Here is a 19,368-nt window from a genome sequence, read left to right on the forward strand (position 1 = left end):
TCATTGCAGAACGCTCTAGAACTCTGTTGGATACGATTAAGGTCTATGAAATTCAAATTCAAGCTGCTCAAGCCCAACATCAATTTCTAGAAGCCGTACAGATTGCCCTGAAGATTGTGGAGGGTCTAGGAACCAGTCTTCCAGAGCAACCCAGTCAATTAGATATTGTAAAGGCATTCGGGGCGACTAAATCCATCTTGGCTGGAAGAAAACCTCTGGACTTAATGACTCTGCCGCAGATGAGAGATCCTAACAAGTTAGCAGTTGTACGGATTCTTGCCGCTGTTTCTGCTGCTGCCTTTGTTGTTACTCCAGCGCTGTTACCGTTTATTGTCCTCGAACAGGTCAATTTATCCGTTCTATATGGCAATACTTCATTTTCTGCAATTGGTTATGCCTACTATGGACTGATACTTTGTGGCATGACAGGAGAGATTGACTTTGGCTATCAGTGTGCAAAACTAGCACTGAAGTTGCTCGAACATTTCAATGCCAAAGAACTGAAATCGAGAGTCTATGTCGGAATTTACTGTAGCGTGTGGCATTGGAAAGAGCCGCTCAAGAACTCCTTAGCGTTTCTCCGGGAAGGCTACGAAGTTGGATTGGAAACGGGAGATTTAGAATCGGCTGCCATTTGCGGATTTATTTACATCTCATACTGTTGGTTTATAGGTCGAGAACTAAGCGATCTCAGCCAAGAGAGCGCTGCTTTCCGAGAGCAACTCAGACTCCTCAACCAAGAAGGGCTTACCAGCCATTTGACTGTTTTTCAGCAAGCAATTTTGAATCTGGTAGGCAATTCTGCCGAACCTTGGCAACTGACTGGAGATGCCTTCGATCGCCAGGAAATCTTGCCAGTCCTGGAGCGATTGGACCATCTAACTGCGCTGTACTATTTCTATGCCACCGAACTGAATCTGTGTTACCTGTTTGGCAAGTTTGAGTTGGCGGTGGAAGCAGCAATTGCCGCCGAAAATTATATAGGTGGGGCTACAGGCTTATTCATCGTTCCGCTCTGCTACACTTATGATTCTCTAGCCCATCTAGCAATTTATGTTCGGGTTTCCGAGACACAACAGCAATGCATTATGGATCGGGTGGCTAAAAACCAAGAAAAAATGAAAACTTGGGCTGACCACGATCCAGCCAATTACCTGCACAAATTTTATTTAGTTGAAGCCGAACGGTACCGAGTATTAGGCCACAAATCAGAAGCATTGGAATTCTACGATCGCGCGATCGCTGGAGCGACAGAAAACGAATATCTCCAAGAAGTTGCCCTAGCAAATGAATTAGCAGCCAAATTCTGTTTAGAGTGGGGAAAACCCCGCATTGCTAGAGACTACCTGCACGATGCTTACTATAGCTACGCTCGTTGGGGAGCCGCCGCTAAGGTGAGCGAGCTGGAGCAATCCTATCCTGAACTCTTAGCATTAATTTTGCAACCGGATGAATTACAGCTCGCATCAGAAATAACGCTCCATGAAACGAATACCTTTATATCCCATACGATTAACAGATCGTCCAGTTCTAGCAGCCGTAACATATCTGCTGTATTAGATATAAAAACTGTTCTCAAAGCTTCCCAAACCCTCTCTAGTGAAATTCATCTAGAGCGATTACTCTCGACGCTGCTGCAAGTGGTCATTGAAAATGCCGGCGCTGACAAATCTGCCTTGTTATTGCTCAAAGGGAATAGATTAATCGTTGAAGCAATGAGTACATTCGCTTCCTGCTCGACTGTGCTGCTATCAATTCCGCTTGAGGAAAGTCAGGAGCTTCCCATTACGCTAATCCAGAGGGTTAAACGAACCTTACAACCGTTAGTGATTAGTCATGCAATCACTCATTCTTCGCTGATGGCAGATCCTTACATCATCCGCCAGCAGCCCAAGAGCCTGCTGTGTGCGCCGATTCTCCATCAGGGAAAACTGCTAGGCGTACTCTATCTGGAGAACAACCTTGCTATCGGTGCTTTTACCAGCGATCGCGTTGAAATCCTCAATCTCCTCTGTACCCAAGCAGCAATTTCCTTACAGAACGCCCGACTGTATCAGCAATCCCAGGAGTATGCGCAAAAACTAGAGTTTTATCTCAACGATCTCAAACAGATGCAACTGCAACTGGTACAGAATGAGAAGATGTCTGCTCTCGGCAATCTCGTCGCAGGGGTAGCCCACGAAATTAACAATCCCGTAGGCTTTATCGCCGGTAACTTGCAACCGGCTCAAGACTACGTGGGGGATTTGTTCAACTTGATCGAGCTCTATCAAGAAAAATTTCCCAATCCGGGAGTAGAAATTGAAGCAGAAATTGAGGAGATGGACTTGGAGTATGTGCGAGAAGATTTGCCGAAATTGATTAGCTCAATGAACGAGGGAGTCGATCGCATCCGCAATATCAGTACGAGCTTGAGAACGTTTTCGAGGGCAGATAGCGATCGACCAGTTTCTTTCAATATTCACGACGGACTCGAAAGCACTCTGCTGATTCTCAAGCACCGTTTAAAAGCCAGCGAGTTCCGCCCTGCGATTGAAGTTGTGAAAGATTATGGTAACTTGCCCCTAGTAAAATGCTTTCCCGGACAGTTGAACCAGGTATTTATGAATGTACTGGCCAATGCCATTGATGCTCTGGAGGAGTCAAATAAGGGGCGCATTTTTAGTGAAATTAAAGCCCGACCCAATCAAATTACGATTCAAACTGCTCTGAGCGAATCCAACAATCAGGTTTTGATTCGGATTAAGGATAATGGAGTGGGGATGTCGAACGAAATCAAGGAAAACATCTTTAACCACTTATTCACAACCAAGTCTGTAGGTCAAGGAACCGGATTAGGATTGTCTATAGCCCACCAAATTGTGGTGGAAAAACATGGAGGTACGTTACTTGTGAATTCCTCCATCGGACAGGGTTCGGAGTTTGTAATTTCTATTCCGGGGTGAGCAGTTGCTAGTAGGTCTTTAGGGCAATTAGCGCAATTAGCGCCGCCTCGCAACTACGAGATTAGCTGATTAAGTTACTCTGCCATGAACTGCTGTCGTTCAATCAGGGTTCGCCTCGTCATTTTTTACTTAGTTTCAACTGAAGTATCAACAGCTCTTACCTAAAACATTAAGTCTGGTTTCTCAAATCGCTGTTTCATAATGTGCTCTCCACAATATGTTAAGAAAAATGTAATTAATGAATAGCATGACAGATAGAGCGAAAATAGTAGATATCAACTCTCAGAAACTTCCGGGTTGACAGAAGTAGTAGGAATACGTAGATATGACTAAGATCGCAAAGCTTTTCCTAGGATATCACATTAACGAGCAAATATACGCAGGCAATCGAACTTTAGTTTATCGCGGCATTCGCACGGAAAATGGGCAACCCGTCGCAATCAAACTGCTGCGAAATGACTTTCCCCGCTTCAACGAACTGGTTCATTTCCGCAACCAGTACATCATTGCTAAAAACTTAGAGCTCCCCGGAAGTGTGAAGGCATACAGCCTGGAAACGTACCAGAACCACTATGCTCTGGTGATGGAAGACTTTGGCGGAATTTCTTTAAGTAGCTACCTCGCTAATCTAGCATCCGCTAGCAACGAACCTCTAGAAGGCTTGCCCGTTAACGAATTTCTGCCCGTGGCAATTCAAATTGCCAACGCCCTTGACGGACTTTATCGCCACCGAGTCATCCATAAAGACCTCAAGCCCGCCAACATTCTGATTAACCCGGTCAGCAAAGAAGTCAAGTTAATTGACTTCAGCATCGCTTCCCTGCTGCCTCGCGAAACCCAAGAAATTCAAAATCCCAACGTCCTCGAAGGCACTTTACCTTACATATCTCCCGAACAAACTGGGCGAATGAACCGAGGCATTGATTACCGCACAGATTTCTACTCGCTAGGAGTAACATTCTACGAATTACTAACAGGAAAGTTACCGTTCCAAACAGACGATCCAATGGATTTGGTACACTGCCACCTCGCCAAACAGCCACTGGCAGCCTCAAGAGTTAACAATAGCGTTCCATCGGTGCTGTCTGAGATTGTCAGCAAATTGATGGCGAAGAATGCTGAAGGTCGCTATCAAAGCGCGCTGGGACTCAAGTACGACTTAGAAACTTGCTTATCCCAGTGGCAAGAGACAGGGGCGCTGACTAACTTTAAAATAGGGCAGCGAGATTTGTGCGATCGCTTCATCATCCCCGAAAAATTATACGGTAGAGAAAGCGAAGTATTCTCCCTGCTAGCGGCGTTTGACCGCGTGAGTGCAGGTAGCACCGAAATGATGCTCGTTGCAGGTTTCTCCGGCATTGGTAAAACCGCTGTTGTTAACGAAGTTCACAAACCCATAGTTCGGCAGCGCGGCTACTTTATTAAAGGCAAATTTGACCAATTCCAACGCAACCTGCCCTTTAGTGCGTTTGTCCAAGCTTTTCGCGATTTAATGGGACAATTGCTATCGGAAACCGATGCTAAAGTTGAACAATGCAGGTTAGAAATATTGGCAGCTTTGGGCGATAGCGTTGGGGCAATAATTGAAGTCATTCCCGAACTCGAACGTATTATCGGGCCGCAACCGCCAGTCCCAGAACTTTCTGGCAGTGCCGCTCAAAATCGCTTTAATTTGTTGTTTGAAAAGTTTATTAAAGTCTTCACAACAAAAGAACATCCTTTAGTGATATTCTTGGACGATTTGCAATGGGCAGACTCAGCATCGTTAAAATTAATTCAACTACTGATGAGTGCTACAGAACACCGCTATCTCTTATTAATTGGAGCTTATCGGGATAACGAAGTATTTCCAGCGCATCCATTAATGCTGACTTTATCAGAGATTCAAAAAACTGAAGCAAAGGTGAATACTATTACCTTAGCTCCCCTCGCTCGAACCGACGTAAATAGTTTAGTTGCCGATACTCTAACTTGTTCTACAGCCTTGGCTCTACCTTTGACAGAACTGGTTTATCAGAAAACTAAAGGCAATCCATTTTTCAGCACACAATTCCTCAAATCTTTGCATGAAGATGGGCTAATTGAATTTAATTGTGAAGCTCGGTATTGGCAGTGCGATATTTCTAGAGTGCGCACCTTGGCACTAACGGATGATGTAGTAGAATTCATGGCACTTCAGTTGCGAAAGTTGCCAAGTAAAACACAGTCCGTTTTAAAGTTAGCTGCTTGTATTGGCAATCAGTTCGATTTGGCGACCTTAGCAATTGTTGATGAAAATTCGCCAGTAGAAACCGCATCCGCTTTATGGAAGGCGCTGCAAGAAGGGCTAATTTTACCCATTAGTGAAATTTATAAGTTTTATCAAGCAGAGGGGAATAGCGAATCTGTAATCGGGAATGGTCAGGAATTTGACCACTTATCAATTACCCACGACCAATTACCCAAATACAAGTTTTTACACGATCGCGTTCAACAAGCAGCCTATTCCCTAATTCCCGATGACCAAAAACAGGCGACTCATTACCAAATCGGACAACTGCTGCTGCAACAGATTTCCGCAGAAGCAAGAGAAGACCGTATTTTTGAAATCGTCAATCAATTAAATCACGGAACTGCTTTAATTACCCAACCAACTCAACGACAAGAATTAGCCCAACTCAATTTAATTGCCTGTCGCAAAGCTAAAACTTCAACCGCCTATCAAGCAGCGCATGAATATGCGACAGTGGGACTGTCTCTTTTAGGGGAAAATACTTGGCAGCAGCAGTATGAAATGACCCTCGCCTTATATGAATTAGCTGCGGAAGTAGCAATGCTAAACGGTAACTTTGAGGCGATGGAACAGTTCATTGATATTGTCATTCAACAGGCACGCTCCTTACCTAAAAAGGTCAATGTTTACTGTATTAGAATTCAATCTCATATTTCCCAAAGTAAACTGACATCAGCGATCGCGATCGCCCAACCAGTCTTACAACAGCTTGGTGTCACCTTTCCTGAAACACCGACACCATCAGATATTCAACAGGAAATCCAACAGATTGAGGAACTCATTGGAGAGCGGGAAATCGCTGATTTGGTTCACTTGCCTGAAATGACAGATGCAGAAAAACTCGGTACTCTTAAAATTATCAATATCATTATCCCAGCCGCTTACCTCACTGGCTCTGCGCTGTACCCATTGCTGAATAGTTTGTCCGTTAAATTATCAATTCAGTACGGTAACACATCGACTTCTGCTTTAGGCTATGCAACCTATGGCAATATTCTCTGCAATTTCTTACAAATAGATACAGGATCGCAGTTTGGTTCCCTGGCACTCCAGATTATTTCAAAACTCGATGCCAAAGCAAGTAAAACAGATGTTTTGATGATCTTGGGGATATTTATTGTACCCCGCAAATCTCACATTAAAGAAACACTACCCCTCTTGCAAGAGGGTTACACCAGTGCCCTAGAATTTGGAAATCTGGTACTTGCTGGATATAATGGGCACACTTTTTGTCTCAATTCTTTTTGGTGCAGTCAATCCCTGGCTACTTTAGAGCAGGATATTTGCGCCTACTGCCATAGTTTGATGCAATTAAATCAATTGACAACCGCAAATTATTGCCGGATTTATTGGCAACCTGTTTTAAATCTGCTGGGTTTTGCAGAACATACCACCCTTTTGTCTGGGAAAGCCCTTGAAGAAACAGAATTTCTTCAGCAGCTAGAGTCTGCCAATGATGGATATGGATTGTATATTTTCCATTTGTATAAACTGATGCTTTGTTTCTTATTTGGAGAAATTGAGCCAGCGAAAAATCATGCTATTGAAGTCAGGCGCTATTTTATGGCTGGTGCGGGATTAGTCACCGAACCAGTATTTTATCTTTATGATTCTCTGTTAACTTTGGCACAATTAAATCCACAGTTAGATGCAGCATCAGAAGCATTGGATGGTGTAATAGAAAACCAAACAAAGTTACAGCAATGGGCGTATCATGCACCCATGAATTATCAACATAAGGTTGATTTAGTAGAGGCGGAAAAATGTCGAGTGTTAGGACAAAAAGTCAAAGCAACTGAGTTTTACGACAAGGCGATTTCTCTTGCCAAAGCCAACCAATATATGCAAGAAGAAGCACTTGCTAACGAACTGGCAGCAAAGTTCTACCTAGATTGGGGCAAAGAGCGCATAGCTGGGGAATACATGACCCAAGCCTACTATGCCTACGCTCGTTGGGGTGCAAAAGCCAAAGTCGCTGACTTAGAAGCTCGCTATCCTCAACTACTTACACCTATATTAGAGCCAACCCGTTCTCCTCTCTCCGCTCACGAAATTCTCTTGACATTGGGTAGTGTCACCTCCACCAATTCGGCCACATCCAGTAGTAGTGTTTCTGTGGCTTTAGATTTAGCTACTATTCTCAAAGCTTCCCAAGCAATATCCCGTGAAATAGACCTCAAAAAACTACTGACATCGTTGCTTTCGATCGCCATCGAAAATGCAGGAGCCGATAAGTGCGTGTTAATGCTCTTGCAAGACGATCGACTGTTAATTAAAGGGTCGATTACTCTGGGGACAGAGCCAGTCGTGTTGCAACACCTTCCCATTGAAAACAGTCAGGATCTTCCCTTAAAACTAATCTACAAAGTCAAGCATAACCAGCAGACTACTGTGCTAATTGATTTGAGTGCCGAGCCGACTTTAGCTAACGATCCATATATCATTAATCAGCAACCCAAGAGTATTTTGTGTAACCCGATTTTGCATCAAGGTAAGTTAATAGGCATTTTATATCTAGAAAATAATTTAACAACGGGAGCATTCACGAGCGATCGCGTCACCATCCTCAACATCCTGTGCTCGCAAGCAGCAATTTCCCTACAGAACGCCCGACTGTATCAGCAATCCCAGGAATATGCCCAAAAACTAGAGCTTTATCTTCACGATCTCAAACAGATGCAACTGCAACTGGTGCAGGGTGAGAAGATGTCTGCACTCGGCAATCTCGTGGCAGGGGTAGCCCACGAAATTAACAATCCCGTAGGTTTTATTGCCGGCAACTTACAACCAGCTCAAGAATATGTACAAGATTTGTTCGAGCTAATCGATGTATATCAAGATAGTTTTCCCAAGCCAGGAGCTAAAGTTGAAGAAAAAATTGAGGATATAGACTTGGAGTATTTGCGAGAAGATTTGCCGAAATTGATTGGCTCGATGCAGGAGGGAGTCGATCGCATCCGCAATATCAGTACGAGTTTGAGAACGTTTTCGAGGGCAGATAGCGATCGACCAATTGCTTTTAATATTCACGACGGACTCGAAAGCACTCTGCTGATTCTCAAGCACCGTTTAAAAGCCAGCGAGTTCCGCCCTGCCATTGAAGTTGTGAAAGACTATGGCAATTTGCCCCTAGTCAAATGCTTTCCCGGACAGTTGAACCAGGTATTTATGAATGTACTGGCCAATGCCATTGACGCTTTGGAGGAGTCAAATAAGGAACGCAGTTTTAGTGAAATTAAAGCCCAACCCAACCAAATTACGGTTCAAACTGCTCTGAGCGAATCCAACAATCAGGTTTTGATTCGGATTAAGGATAATGGAGTGGGGATGTCGAACGAAATCAAGGAAAACATCTTTAACCACTTATTCACAACCAAGTCTGTGGGTCAAGGAACCGGATTAGGATTGTCTATAGCCCGCCAAATTGTGGTGGAAAAACATGGAGGTACGTTACTCGTGAATTCCTGCATCGGAGAGGGTTCGGAGTTTGTGATTTGTATTCCTGGGTGAGCAGTTGCTAGTAGGTCTTTAGGGCAATTAGCGCTGCTTAGTAAGAAGAAACATACGGATATTCCGGGTTTCTATATCCCCATGCGTTTAGGAATGAAATTGTGAGTTGTAAGCTGTGAAACGTAATTTTTCCTATTGGCGTCCAATATTGTCAGCCTCGATTTTACCCGTACTGGCGATCGCCCCGTCTTTGCTCTGGAATCAACCCGGAATAGCACAAGAGGGGGAGAGGGCTGGGTTGATTCATGCTTCGAGAGCCCGCCAGGGAATGAATTCCCTGGCTGATAGCGAAAGTCGGTTAAAACCGACTGAAATATTGACCTATAATCCTGTTCAGAGGACTTCAGCTATGAGACAGGGGTTGAAACCCCTGTCGGACTATAGGCTTTTGCCTCAATCTGTACCGCCCTCTTCGATAATTAGACAAGGCCGCCAAGTGTCTCTAAACGGCCGCATCCTTCCCCTAGCTTGGACTCAGCAGGCGGAAAACAGCACTTCTGCGAATTTCCGAACTTGGATTGCTGATGTTGGATTGATGCAAAGTGCGGGAGTGGATTTGCTCAACAGCGCCGACAGTGCCAAACAACCGGTGCAGTGGTTTTCGGTATCTTTAACTGACGCTCAAAGCTTAGCAGCGCGGGCAACGGGGTCGTATCGTTACTTAGATGTTACCGATTTTGCTAGACTTGCGGGCTGGGAGATATCTGCTGATGGGAATATTCTAAAAATTACTTCTCAAACTGCAAGTGTTACCGGAATTGAGCAAGCAGAAAAAGAATGGGGCGATCGCATTGTTGTAGATCTCGATCGACCGACTCCGTGGCAAGTCAACTTTGTCGATAAACCAAGCCCGTCGCCGACACCCGCACCCAACTCCCCCGACGACCCCACAAAGCCCGCTATCCCACTGCCAAACCTCCGCACAGGGCCAAACATCGAAACACCAGACGACCCGACCAAACCCGCCCTGCCACTGCAAATAACGCCCGCAGCGCCGATCGCCGGTCAAGAATGGTCGATCGCGATCGATGCCAAAGTCGCACCCGCCATAATTCAGCAGACTTTCTCAACCAGCAAACAATTGCTATCACTAAAAGTCGAACCTGAGGGCGCTCAAACCCGAGTCAAAGTGAGGATTCCTTTAGGTTGGCGGCCGCAAGTTTTCAGCCTGGGAAATCCGAATCGATTAGTTATCGACATTCGACCAGATTCGTTAGTAGAAAAAAACATTATTTGGGCGCCCGGTGTGCAGTGGCGGCAGCAGTATCAAAATTTAGGAACGGCTCGTTTTCCAGTAGTTTGGCTAGAAGTGAATCCGCGTCAATCCGGTGTAAAACTTCGACCAATTCTCAGCAATCCGCCTGCCGAGCAAGGCACTGCACCTTTATTGCAAACAGCAGAAGTGTCGGGTGCGGCTGCTGCAATTAATGCAGGTTTTTTCAATCGAATTAATCGGTTATCTTTAGGGGCAATTCGGCGGGACAATAAATGGCTTTCCGGGCCGATTTTGAACCGGGGGGCGATCGCCTGGAACGATCGGGGAGAATTTGCGATCGATCGTTTAACTTTGCAAGAAACTGTGATCACTCCGGCAAATCAACCTTTGCCCGTTTCTCATCTCAATAGTGCCTACGTACAACCGGGCATCGGTCGCTACAATTCTGATTGGGGAACAACTTATACTCCGTTGTCTGGCAATGAAATAGTTGTGACAGTTGCGGGCGATAGAGTTGCCAGCCAATCCCCCGGAGGTGCGGCGGGAACAATAACTTTTCCCATTCCAGCTAACGGTTATATTTTGGTTTTACGTTCCGATGTTTTCCCTGCATCTGAACTATCCATCGGCACTTTATTGCGTTTAGAAACTAACACTTTTCCTGCTGATTTCAACCGTTTTCCGTACATTCTCGGCGGCGGGCCGGTGTTGGTACAAAACAGTCGAGTTGTGCTGGATGCGAAGGCGGAAGGGTTTAGCGATGCGTATGTTAGACAGACAGCAATTAGAAGTGCGATCGGGCGAAATGCTGCGGGAAATTTGCTGATTGTAGCGGTGCACAATCGCGCGGGCGGGGCCGGGCCAAATTTCGCAGAACTGGCGCAGATATTGCAGCAAATGGGTGCTGTGGAGGCTTTAAATTTGGATGGGGGAAGTTCGACGAGTTTGTATTTGGGAGGTAGTTTGCTCGATCGGCCTCCGTCAACTGCTGCGAGAGTTCATAATGCGATCGGTATTTTCATTCAACCATAAACCGTACCACCACCGAACAAACTCAAAAAACTCTTAGCCCCCCCTTAGCAAGGGGGGGTTGGGGGGGTTAAAGAACCAAAAGACCAACAAAAAAATCCTATATAACAATGACAAAGCTCTACAACATAACCTCAGAAAAATTCAAGCGACAGAAGCTTCGCACAGAAATGACAGAAGCTGAAAAGCGACTATGGGAACACATTAGAAACAGACGGCTTGAAAATTGTAAATTTCGCAGACAATATAGTGTAGCAGCATTTGTGCTAGATTTCTACTCACCGGAAATCAAGTTAGCATTAGAAGTTGATGGTGACAGCCATTTTGTGGAGGGCGCTGTAGAATATGATGCAGAAAGGCAGGCCTTTATTGAGTCGGCAAGAATTAAATTTTTGAGGTTTACTAATGAGGATGTTTATCATAATTTGGATGGGGTTTTAGAGCTTATTGTAGAGGGGATTAAATCGCTAAGAACTTCGGGTGTTTTACCCCCCACCCCCCCTTGCTAAGGGGGGAGTAAGAGTTAGAAAGGTAGATTAGATTCAATCGTTGAGAACATCGGGTATTTTACCCCCCCCAGCCCCCCCTTGCTAAGGGGGGGAGTAAGAGTTAGCCCCTTGCTCAGGGGGGAGTAAGAGTTAGCCCCTTCTTGCTCAGGGGGGGAGTAAAAGTTTCTATAATCCCAAATCTAGCGGCTTGTTTGTATGTGATGATAACGGGATATTCCCCGCGCAATTTGCAGGGTCAAGACCAGTTTTTGACGGTTTTACAAAATGATGGGGTTCCTGTGGACGATCGCACTTCTGCCATTCCTCAACCGCTAGCCAAAGTTATCGATCGCGCTTTAATTGACAATCCTGAAATTTATTATAAAAGTGCAGCGCAATTTAAACAAGCCCTATTCAATAGTATATCGTAAATTATGGTTCGACTAGCAATAGGTTTTCAGAAACCGGGTTTCTTGAAGAAACCCGGTTTCTTGGTATTCTCACTCTGCCATCACAGACAACACATACTCTCCTTGATTTACTGACTGATTTGTCGAAACATCAAAAATGAAAACATCCGACTCAGCACAAACATCAACCAAACTCGGAAATTCTCCATTCTTATTAAAGCTGATAATTTGATAAAGCCGATCGTCCTTTTTGACATAACTCCCCAATTGCACTCGATTTTGAATCATCCCACCCGCCGGCGCGTAGTATTTTATTACCGAATTCTTTGGGGTGAAAATAACTTGATGATTCGCAGATTCCGGGAGGGGAAATCCATCTATTTTCAATAAACCCTTACTTGCTAAGTAATTTTTGATGCCCCGCAAGCCATTCGCCACCGACTCGGGATTCATTTCCATCCCCGAACCTAATTCTAAAGTCCAAGCTTCCACGTCAAATTTGAGCGCACTTCCCAATTCTGCCAAAACCTTCTCCAAAGCCAGCCAAGGCTTGAGAAACGCCTCGTCAAAAGCATCGCCGTCGTACTCGTTCATCAAGATTGCGCGATCGAGCAAAAAAGCTTTCGCACTATCCTCGCGGGAATTAAAACAGTAAAGGTAATCTAAACTTTGATTCGTAGAACTGTGCAAGTCCAGCACATAGTCAGCATCCAAATACAAAGATTGTAGCTGATATCGGTAAAGTTCGCTGTAGGGGCGGCAGCTAGGAGCGTTAATTTTTGCCAACTCTTTCGCAAAACTCAAAGCAATCGCTTTTCTGTAATTAGCTTTGACAGTATCGGCATCGAGATGGAGGTGAGACTTAGCAAAACCCAGAATATCTTCACCTTGCTTTTCAAAATCCCAGAAAATCCGGTTCCAATTTACCCCATCATAAAGATTGTAGCGACCAGGGGAAAAATGGTGCGATCGCTGACTGACACCCACAGGATTGCAAACAGGAACCAGCCAAATTTCCCCGCTTAACTGGCTGCTGTCCAAAGACATTAAAAACTCAATTAATTGGTAAATCACCGCATTACCGCTAATCTCAGCGCCGTGGAGGTTAGATTGGAGATAAGCTTTTTTGCCCGGAATCGCACCTTGGAACTGATAGACTTGCAGTGAAAGCCGATCGCCCGAAGCAAGCTGCACCACAGGAATAGTCGAAATAACTGGAATCATAGAGAAGGAAGAGGGAAAAAGGAAGGAGGAAGAGAGAAGAAGCAAGAGGGAAGAAGGCAAAAATTTTTTCTTTATTCTGCCAACTGCCAACTGCCAACTGCCAACAGACTTATTCCTTCATAGCCGATTTGGTGGCGAAGGTTTAAAATCAGTACAGTCCTCTGCTGATTTGCTTTTAGCAAGATTTCAGCATACTTACCCTGAAACCTGATAATAATCCTTGTGCCAGACACTGCCCAGAACCGCCCAGAGCTGGATCTGAAGACCATATTTCCCTTCGAGCTAGATAACTTTCAGAGAGAGGCGATCGCCGCCCTCGATGCAGGTAAATCCGTTGTCGTGTGCGCTCCCACAGGCTCTGGGAAAACGTTAATCGGGGAATACGCCATCCATCAAGCACTCTCCAGGAGGCGGCGCGTCTTCTACACCACTCCCCTCAAAGCTCTCTCTAACCAAAAGCTGCGCGACTTCCGCAATCAATTTGGAGACAACAACGTAGGTTTGCTCACGGGCGACATCTCCGTCAATCGAGATGCGCCGATTTTGGTGATGACTACCGAAATATTTCGGAATATGCTCTACGGTACGCCGATCGGAGAAGTCGGCACTTCCCTCACCGGAGTCGAAACCGTGGTGCTCGACGAGTGTCACTACATGAACGATCGCCAGCGCGGTACCGTCTGGGAAGAATCGATCATCTACTGTTCGAGCGAAATTCAACTGCTCGCCCTCTCAGCAACCGTTGCCAATAGCGAGCAACTCACAGACTGGATTAACAAAGTCCACGGGCCCACAGAGCTCGTCTACTCAGACTTTCGGCCAGTGCCGCTGCAATTCCACTTCGCCAACCAAAAAGGGATATTTCCCCTGCTAGACGAGACTGGCAAAAGAGCGAATGTCCGGTTAGTCCCCAAAAAGAAGCAGCAAAAAGTAGAAAGAGGCAGCATCCCCACTCCGAGTTTGACCGATGTTTTGGCCCGGTTGGACGATCGAGATATGCTACCAGCAATTTACTTCATCTTCAGCCGTCGCGGGTGCGACCAAGCAGTCGCAGAAGTCGGCAATTTCTCCCTGGTTAACGAAGCCGAAACAGCCGAACTCAAACGCATCATTGACGATTTTTTACAGCGAAACCCAGAAGCAGAACGCTTCGGTCAAAAAGAAGCACTTTTAAAAGGCATCGCCGCCCACCACGCAGGCATTTTGCCCGCTTGGAAAGGCTTAGTAGAAGAACTCTTTGGCAGAGGTTTGATTAAAGTCGTATTTGCCACCGAAACCCTAGCAGCCGGGATTAATATGCCCGCCCGCACCACAGTCATTTCCACCCTGTCCAAGCGCACCGACAAGGGACACCGACTGCTCAACGCTTCAGAATTCCTGCAAATGGCCGGTCGGGCGGGTCGGCGGGGCATGGACAAGCTGGGGCACGTCGTCGCAGTTCAGACGCGCTTTGAAGGCGCAAAAGAAGCCTCGTATTTGGCAACAGCCAAAGCCGACCCCCTCGCCAGTCAGTTTACTCCCAGCTACGGCATGGTGCTGAATTTGCTGCAAACTCACACTCTCGACGAAGCTCAAGAGTTGGTAGAGCGGAGTTTCGGTCAATACCTATCTACCTTGTACTTGCAGCCGCAGCAAGAAGAATTAGACCGATTGCAAACAGAATTGGAGGTGCTGGAAGAGTCCCTGGCGGCCGGAGGAAATGTCTCCACCCTAGAAAAACACCTCGCCCATTACGAAAAATTGCAGGGAAGACTCAAAGAAGATAAACGTTTGCTGAAAACTTTATTGCAGCAAGCTGAAGAAGCCAGATTTAAGGAGATGTCCGTAGCTGTGGCTTTTGCAGTGCTCGGCACTGTTATGAGTCTCAAAGGCAAGCACGTTCCGACAGCCAAACGATCGCACACAAATCCTGTACCCGCCGTATTGGTTGCCAAAATCGCAGGTTCCGGCCAAGCACCAAATTTGGTGTGTTTGGGCAAAGATAACCGCTGGTATGTCGTCGCCATTAGCGATGTCGCTACCCTGCACGCCGAATTACCCCGCTTGACCGTTGCAGATACCTTGAACCCGCCGTCGGAAATGCCCCTGAGACTCGGCCAGTGCCGCTTGGCAAATGAAGAAACTGCTTCAATTGCTGCATCGATCCCAGAATTGCCGACACCGGAACCGAGCCCAGAGGCGATCGAGCAACAGCAGAAAATCGCAGCCCTAGAAGCTCAGCTAGAAATTCACCCGGTTCTAGAATGGGGCAATCCCGGTACTTTGCTCAAACGCCAGCGCCGCCGGGAAGAATTGAAAAAAGAAATCCGCAAAAGCGAACAAGAGTTAGAAAAGCAGCGAGCTCGCTACTGGGAGCAATTTCTCAACTTAATCGACATCTTGCTGAATTTCGGCTGCTTGGAAAGAGTAGTTTCGGCAACTGGAAACCGAGATGAATCCTCCGACAGGTTGGTACCCACAATCTTGGGCCAAGCTTGCGCCGCCATTCGCGGCGATAACGAACTGTGGCTGGGTTTGTCCCTGATGTCTGCGGAGTTTGACGAACTCGACCCCCACCACCTCGCTGCTGCTTGCGCGGCCTTAGTTACAGAAGTTTCCAGGCCGGACAGTTGGACTCACTACTCGCTGTCGCCGGAAGTTTTGGCACCTTTGGACAATCTGCAAAAAGGCCTGCGCCGCCGATTGTTTCAAGTTCAGTACCGCCACGAAGCTGTAATCCCGATTTGGCTGGAACGGGATTTAGTGACTTTGGTCGAGCAGTGGGCTCTGGGGGTTGAATGGCTGGAACTGATTAGCCATACGAGTTTGGATGAAGGGGATGTGGTGCGGATTTTGCGCCGGACTTTGGATTTCTTGTCTCAGATTCCTCATGTTCCTCATGTTTCGGATTCTTTGCGGAGGAATGCTTGTCGGGCGATGCAGTTAATCGATAGATTTCCGGTGAATGAAGCTGCAACTTAGAAAAGTGTTGACAGTTGACAGTTGACAGTTGACAGTTGGCTGTTGACAGTTGGCTGTTGACAGTTGACAGTTGACTGTTGGCTGTAAGCTGTGCGGCATCTAAATTGTATTTGGGGTTTTTCAACCCAAATGCACCCAGGTTTTAATCTAAAATCGTTTCCGGTTACATCGGTATTGTTCAAATTTCCAAACAGTCACCTGTCAACTGTCATGAGGAATAGACCCAGATTTAAATCCCAAATCCCAAATCCCAAATCTAAAATCTAAAATCTAAAATCTAAAATCGCTCGATCGCTCTTAATTGTTATTGAATTTTTATTTAGCGGTGTGGTGAGTAATTCTCATATTTATGCAACAAATCAATAAGCCCGAACAACTGCCTGATGCCTGCTCCCAGGTTCAAAAAATTCGCTTTTTCACTTTCTTGCAAAGAGTCTTAATTGGAACTCTAGCTAGTACATTACTCAATCTCTTTATCCTATTTCCCTCTCCGAGTTTCGCAGAAGTAGTTCTGGGCGTTGTTCGCAGTTCCGAGAATTCTCCCGACTGGGTGAAGATTACCACGCGCCTCTGGGAAAGCGGCATTGCTTACAAACCAATCAATCTCGAAGAAATCAAAAATGCGGCGGATTTAGCAGGCGTTAACGTGCTGTTTTTGCCCAACATTGAAACTTTGACTCCGGCACAAATTAAAGTTTTAGAAGCTTGGGCCTCCCAGGGCGGCCGCTTGATTGCTTCGGGCCCCGTCGGCCGCAGTTCCCCGGCCTTGGTGCGCCAATCTTTGCGATCGCTCCTCGGGGCCTATTGGGCTTTTCCGTTAACCCAACCGGCGACCCCGCAACCGCGCAGCCGCTGTCGGGATCTGGCTTGTACTACTTCTAGCAGTTGGGTGCCACCAGAACAAAAAAATGCCTCAGTCCAAGGCGGTGTCTTGATTCCTGCCGATGCGAACAGTCAAACTATTGCTACTTGGAAAGATAGTTCCGGTTCCTCCGCAGCCATCGCCACGGATCGCGCTACATATCTCGGCTGGCGCTGGGGTAGCGACGGTTCGGCAAATGTAGATAAGGCTTGGCTGCAAGCCTCGATCGCCCGCTGGGGAGGCACAATCGCTTCGCAGCCTGTAGCGCCGCCCACTGCTGCCGCGACTCCGCTACCAAATCCCCCCTCCAGAGTCACTAGAAACACGCCTGGTTCGCCGCGCAGTATCCCGCTGAGCGGACTTTCTCCCTCGGGTGCGCTTTCCGATCCAGTACCTGCAACTTTTACAGACCCTTCCGATCAATCTGCGCCGGCGGGTTTGGACGTGCAGGCAAATTCCAATAAGCCGATCGTCAGCATTGAAGCCTATTTGATGCGCCAAGAACTCACCAACCTCCTCGGCAGGTTTGAAAGCGCCCTGACAGCAGCTAATTCAGCCAATACCGCCGTCAATCTCAATGCTGCTACCCCCCCTCAACTGGTGGCTGCAAGCAACAGTGCCGGCGGCCCGGCAGCCAGCCGCCCGCCTGTTCTGCAAGGGGCAACGGCGCGGGCGATCGCCCAAGCGCGGCAGGTTTTGCAAACTTTTGACCAACTGCTGCAAGAGCAAAACTATGCGGAGGCTAGAAAGCAGTGGGTGGAAGCGCGACAGTTGCTGTGGCAAAATTACCCGAAGGAAGGGCAGCGCGTTGGGGCTGAAATTCGGGCGGTTTGGCTCGATCGCGGTACGATCGTCGCAGCGCGATCTGAGCAGGGTTTGGCCGCAGTGTTCGATCGGCTCGCCGCCGCCGGTATCAACACCGTTTTCTTTGAAACTTTGAATGCCGGATATACGATTTATCCGAGTCAAGTTGCACCGCAACAAAATCCCCTGACTGTTGGCTGGGACCCGCTGGCATCTGCAGTTAAATTAGCCCACGAGCGAGGCATGGAACTGCACGCTTGGGTTTGGGTTTTTGCTACAGGAAATAAGCGCCACAATACTTTAATTGGCAAGCCTAGTTCTTATCCCGGGCCGGTGCTTTCCGCTCATCCACAGTGGGCCAATATTGACAATAAAGGACGCACGCAACATCCTAACGATGGTAAATTTTATCTCGATCCTGCTAACCCGGAAGCGCGGAATTATGTGCTGCAAATTGTCAGCGAAATTGCCAACAACTACAAAGTAGATGGGGTACAATTAGACTATATTCGCTATCCTTTTCAAGATGACAATGCGAATTTTACTTACGGTTACGGTATTGCGGCGAGGCAGCAATTTAGGCAGTTGACTGGTGCCGATCCGGTGAATATTTCCCCCAGGGACGGCAGTTTGTGGCGGCAGTGGGTTGAGTTTAAAACTAATCAAATTAATACTTTTGTAGCTGAAGTTTCTCAGCTTTTGCGGCAGAATTATCCGCGCACAATTCTGTCGGTGGCGGTGTTTCCGCACCCGGAAAGTCAGCGGATTTACAAAATTCAGCAAAATTGGGAAGTTTGGGCTCGTCAGGGCATTGTAGATTTGATTGTGCCGATGACTTATGCTTTGGATACGAACCGACTTCAGCGCATCACCGAACCGCTGGTAAAGGAACAAATTCTCGGTTCGGCTTTGATTTCTCCGTCGGTTAAGTTATTGACTCTCCCGGAAGTTGTGGCGATCGACCAAATTCAAGCTTTACGCGATTTGCCGACTGGGGGTTATGCTATTTTTGCGGTGGAAAGTATCAGCAGCGCGATGCAGGGGTTTTTTAACCGCACTCAAGGCCGGCCGGTGCGTTCCACTTCTGCTGCGGAGCCGATTCCTTACCGGCAGCCGTTTGCGGCGGCGGCTTCGCGCTATACTGCTCTCAAGCAGGAATGGAGTTTTTTGTTGGCGAACAATCAGTTGCGGGTGTCGGAATCTGAACTGAAAGTTTTGGAAAGTCGATCGGATGAATTGGCGCAAGCTTTGAGCAAATTGGCGGCAAATCCTTCAACGGAAAGTTTAGCAACTGCTAAAAGATTGTTAAGAAGTTTTCAATCTCAATTTCAATCTTCGATGCGCTTGCATTCTGCAGAAAATAGCTATCAAGTTCAAACTTGGCAAAATCGTTTGGAGAGTTTGGATATGCTGTTACGTTACGGCGAAAGGATGGAGTTGAATCGCAGGTAAATGCAGGTTTTTATGGTGCGCGCGGCTGTGGATAGGGCGATTCCCTACGGGATAGCTTCGCTTCACGTACTCTCCCTTTCCGCAGAAATACGCTATAGTAATTTAAATTCATACCTGTACTGTTGTCAGTAACTTACAATCTCAGTCCTGCGCTCATAGTAATTTCCCTTGCCTGGAATAAGTAGGCGGTGTACA

Annotated in this window: 9 protein-coding genes; 7 read left to right on the plus strand and 2 right to left on the minus strand. The window is 46.8% G+C overall.

The features are described 5' to 3' along the window. The 5 genes from E5S67_RS02595 to E5S67_RS02615 form a co-directional block, all read left to right on the plus strand. The coding region (locus E5S67_RS02595) for an ATP-binding protein (protein ID WP_172185186.1) at positions 1 to 2,945 on the plus strand (2,945 nt) is incomplete at its 5' end. Between the two features lie 325 nt (positions 2,946 to 3,270). After that, positions 3,271 to 8,727, plus strand: a complete 5,457-nt coding sequence (locus tag E5S67_RS02600) for a trifunctional serine/threonine-protein kinase/ATP-binding protein/sensor histidine kinase (protein WP_172185188.1) — start codon at positions 3,271 to 3,273, stop codon at positions 8,725 to 8,727. Between the two features lie 115 nt (positions 8,728 to 8,842). After that, on the plus strand, positions 8,843 to 10,975 hold the full coding sequence (locus tag E5S67_RS02605) for a phosphodiester glycosidase family protein (protein ID WP_172185190.1): 2,133 nt from the start codon (positions 8,843 to 8,845) through the stop codon (positions 10,973 to 10,975). Between the two features lie 107 nt (positions 10,976 to 11,082). Further along, positions 11,083 to 11,481: an endonuclease domain-containing protein gene (locus E5S67_RS02610; protein WP_172185192.1), complete on the plus strand. Its 399-nt coding sequence runs from the start codon at positions 11,083 to 11,085 to the stop codon at positions 11,479 to 11,481. 197 nt (positions 11,482 to 11,678) lie between these two features. Next, on the plus strand, positions 11,679 to 11,891 hold the full coding sequence (locus E5S67_RS02615) for a protein kinase family protein (RefSeq protein WP_172185194.1): 213 nt from the start codon (positions 11,679 to 11,681) through the stop codon (positions 11,889 to 11,891). Positions 11,892 to 11,960: 69 nt separating this feature from the next. Here E5S67_RS02615 and E5S67_RS02620 read toward each other — a convergent pair whose 3' ends face one another. Further along, positions 11,961 to 13,094 carry a succinylglutamate desuccinylase/aspartoacylase family protein gene (locus E5S67_RS02620; RefSeq protein ID WP_172185197.1) on the minus strand — a complete coding sequence of 378 codons (1,134 nt, stop codon included), beginning with the start codon at positions 13,092 to 13,094 and terminating at the stop codon, positions 11,961 to 11,963. A 71-nt stretch (positions 13,095 to 13,165) separates the two neighbouring features. Continuing rightward, positions 13,166 to 13,327 (minus strand): hypothetical protein, encoded by a 162-nt coding sequence (locus E5S67_RS02625; protein ID WP_172185199.1) that lies wholly within the window; start codon positions 13,325 to 13,327, stop codon positions 13,166 to 13,168. Between E5S67_RS02625 and E5S67_RS02630 the strand changes: the two genes are divergently transcribed. Together E5S67_RS02630 and E5S67_RS02635 are read left to right on the plus strand one after the other, a co-directional pair. Further along, the gene (locus tag E5S67_RS02630) at positions 13,317 to 16,055 is read left to right on the plus strand and encodes a DEAD/DEAH box helicase (protein ID WP_172185201.1); all 2,739 of its coding nucleotides are present in this window, start codon (positions 13,317 to 13,319) and stop codon (positions 16,053 to 16,055) included. The genes E5S67_RS02625 and E5S67_RS02630 overlap by 11 nt on opposite strands. A gap of 349 nt (positions 16,056 to 16,404) precedes the next feature. Beyond that, positions 16,405 to 19,173 (plus strand): family 10 glycosylhydrolase, encoded by a 2,769-nt coding sequence (locus E5S67_RS02635; protein WP_216670152.1) that lies wholly within the window; start codon positions 16,405 to 16,407, stop codon positions 19,171 to 19,173. The last annotated feature ends 195 nt before the right edge of the window (positions 19,174 to 19,368 follow it).

The sequence above is a fragment of the Microcoleus asticus IPMA8 genome (genome assembly GCF_013179805.1).
GTDB lineage: Bacteria > Cyanobacteriota > Cyanobacteriia > Cyanobacteriales > Microcoleaceae > Microcoleus > Microcoleus asticus.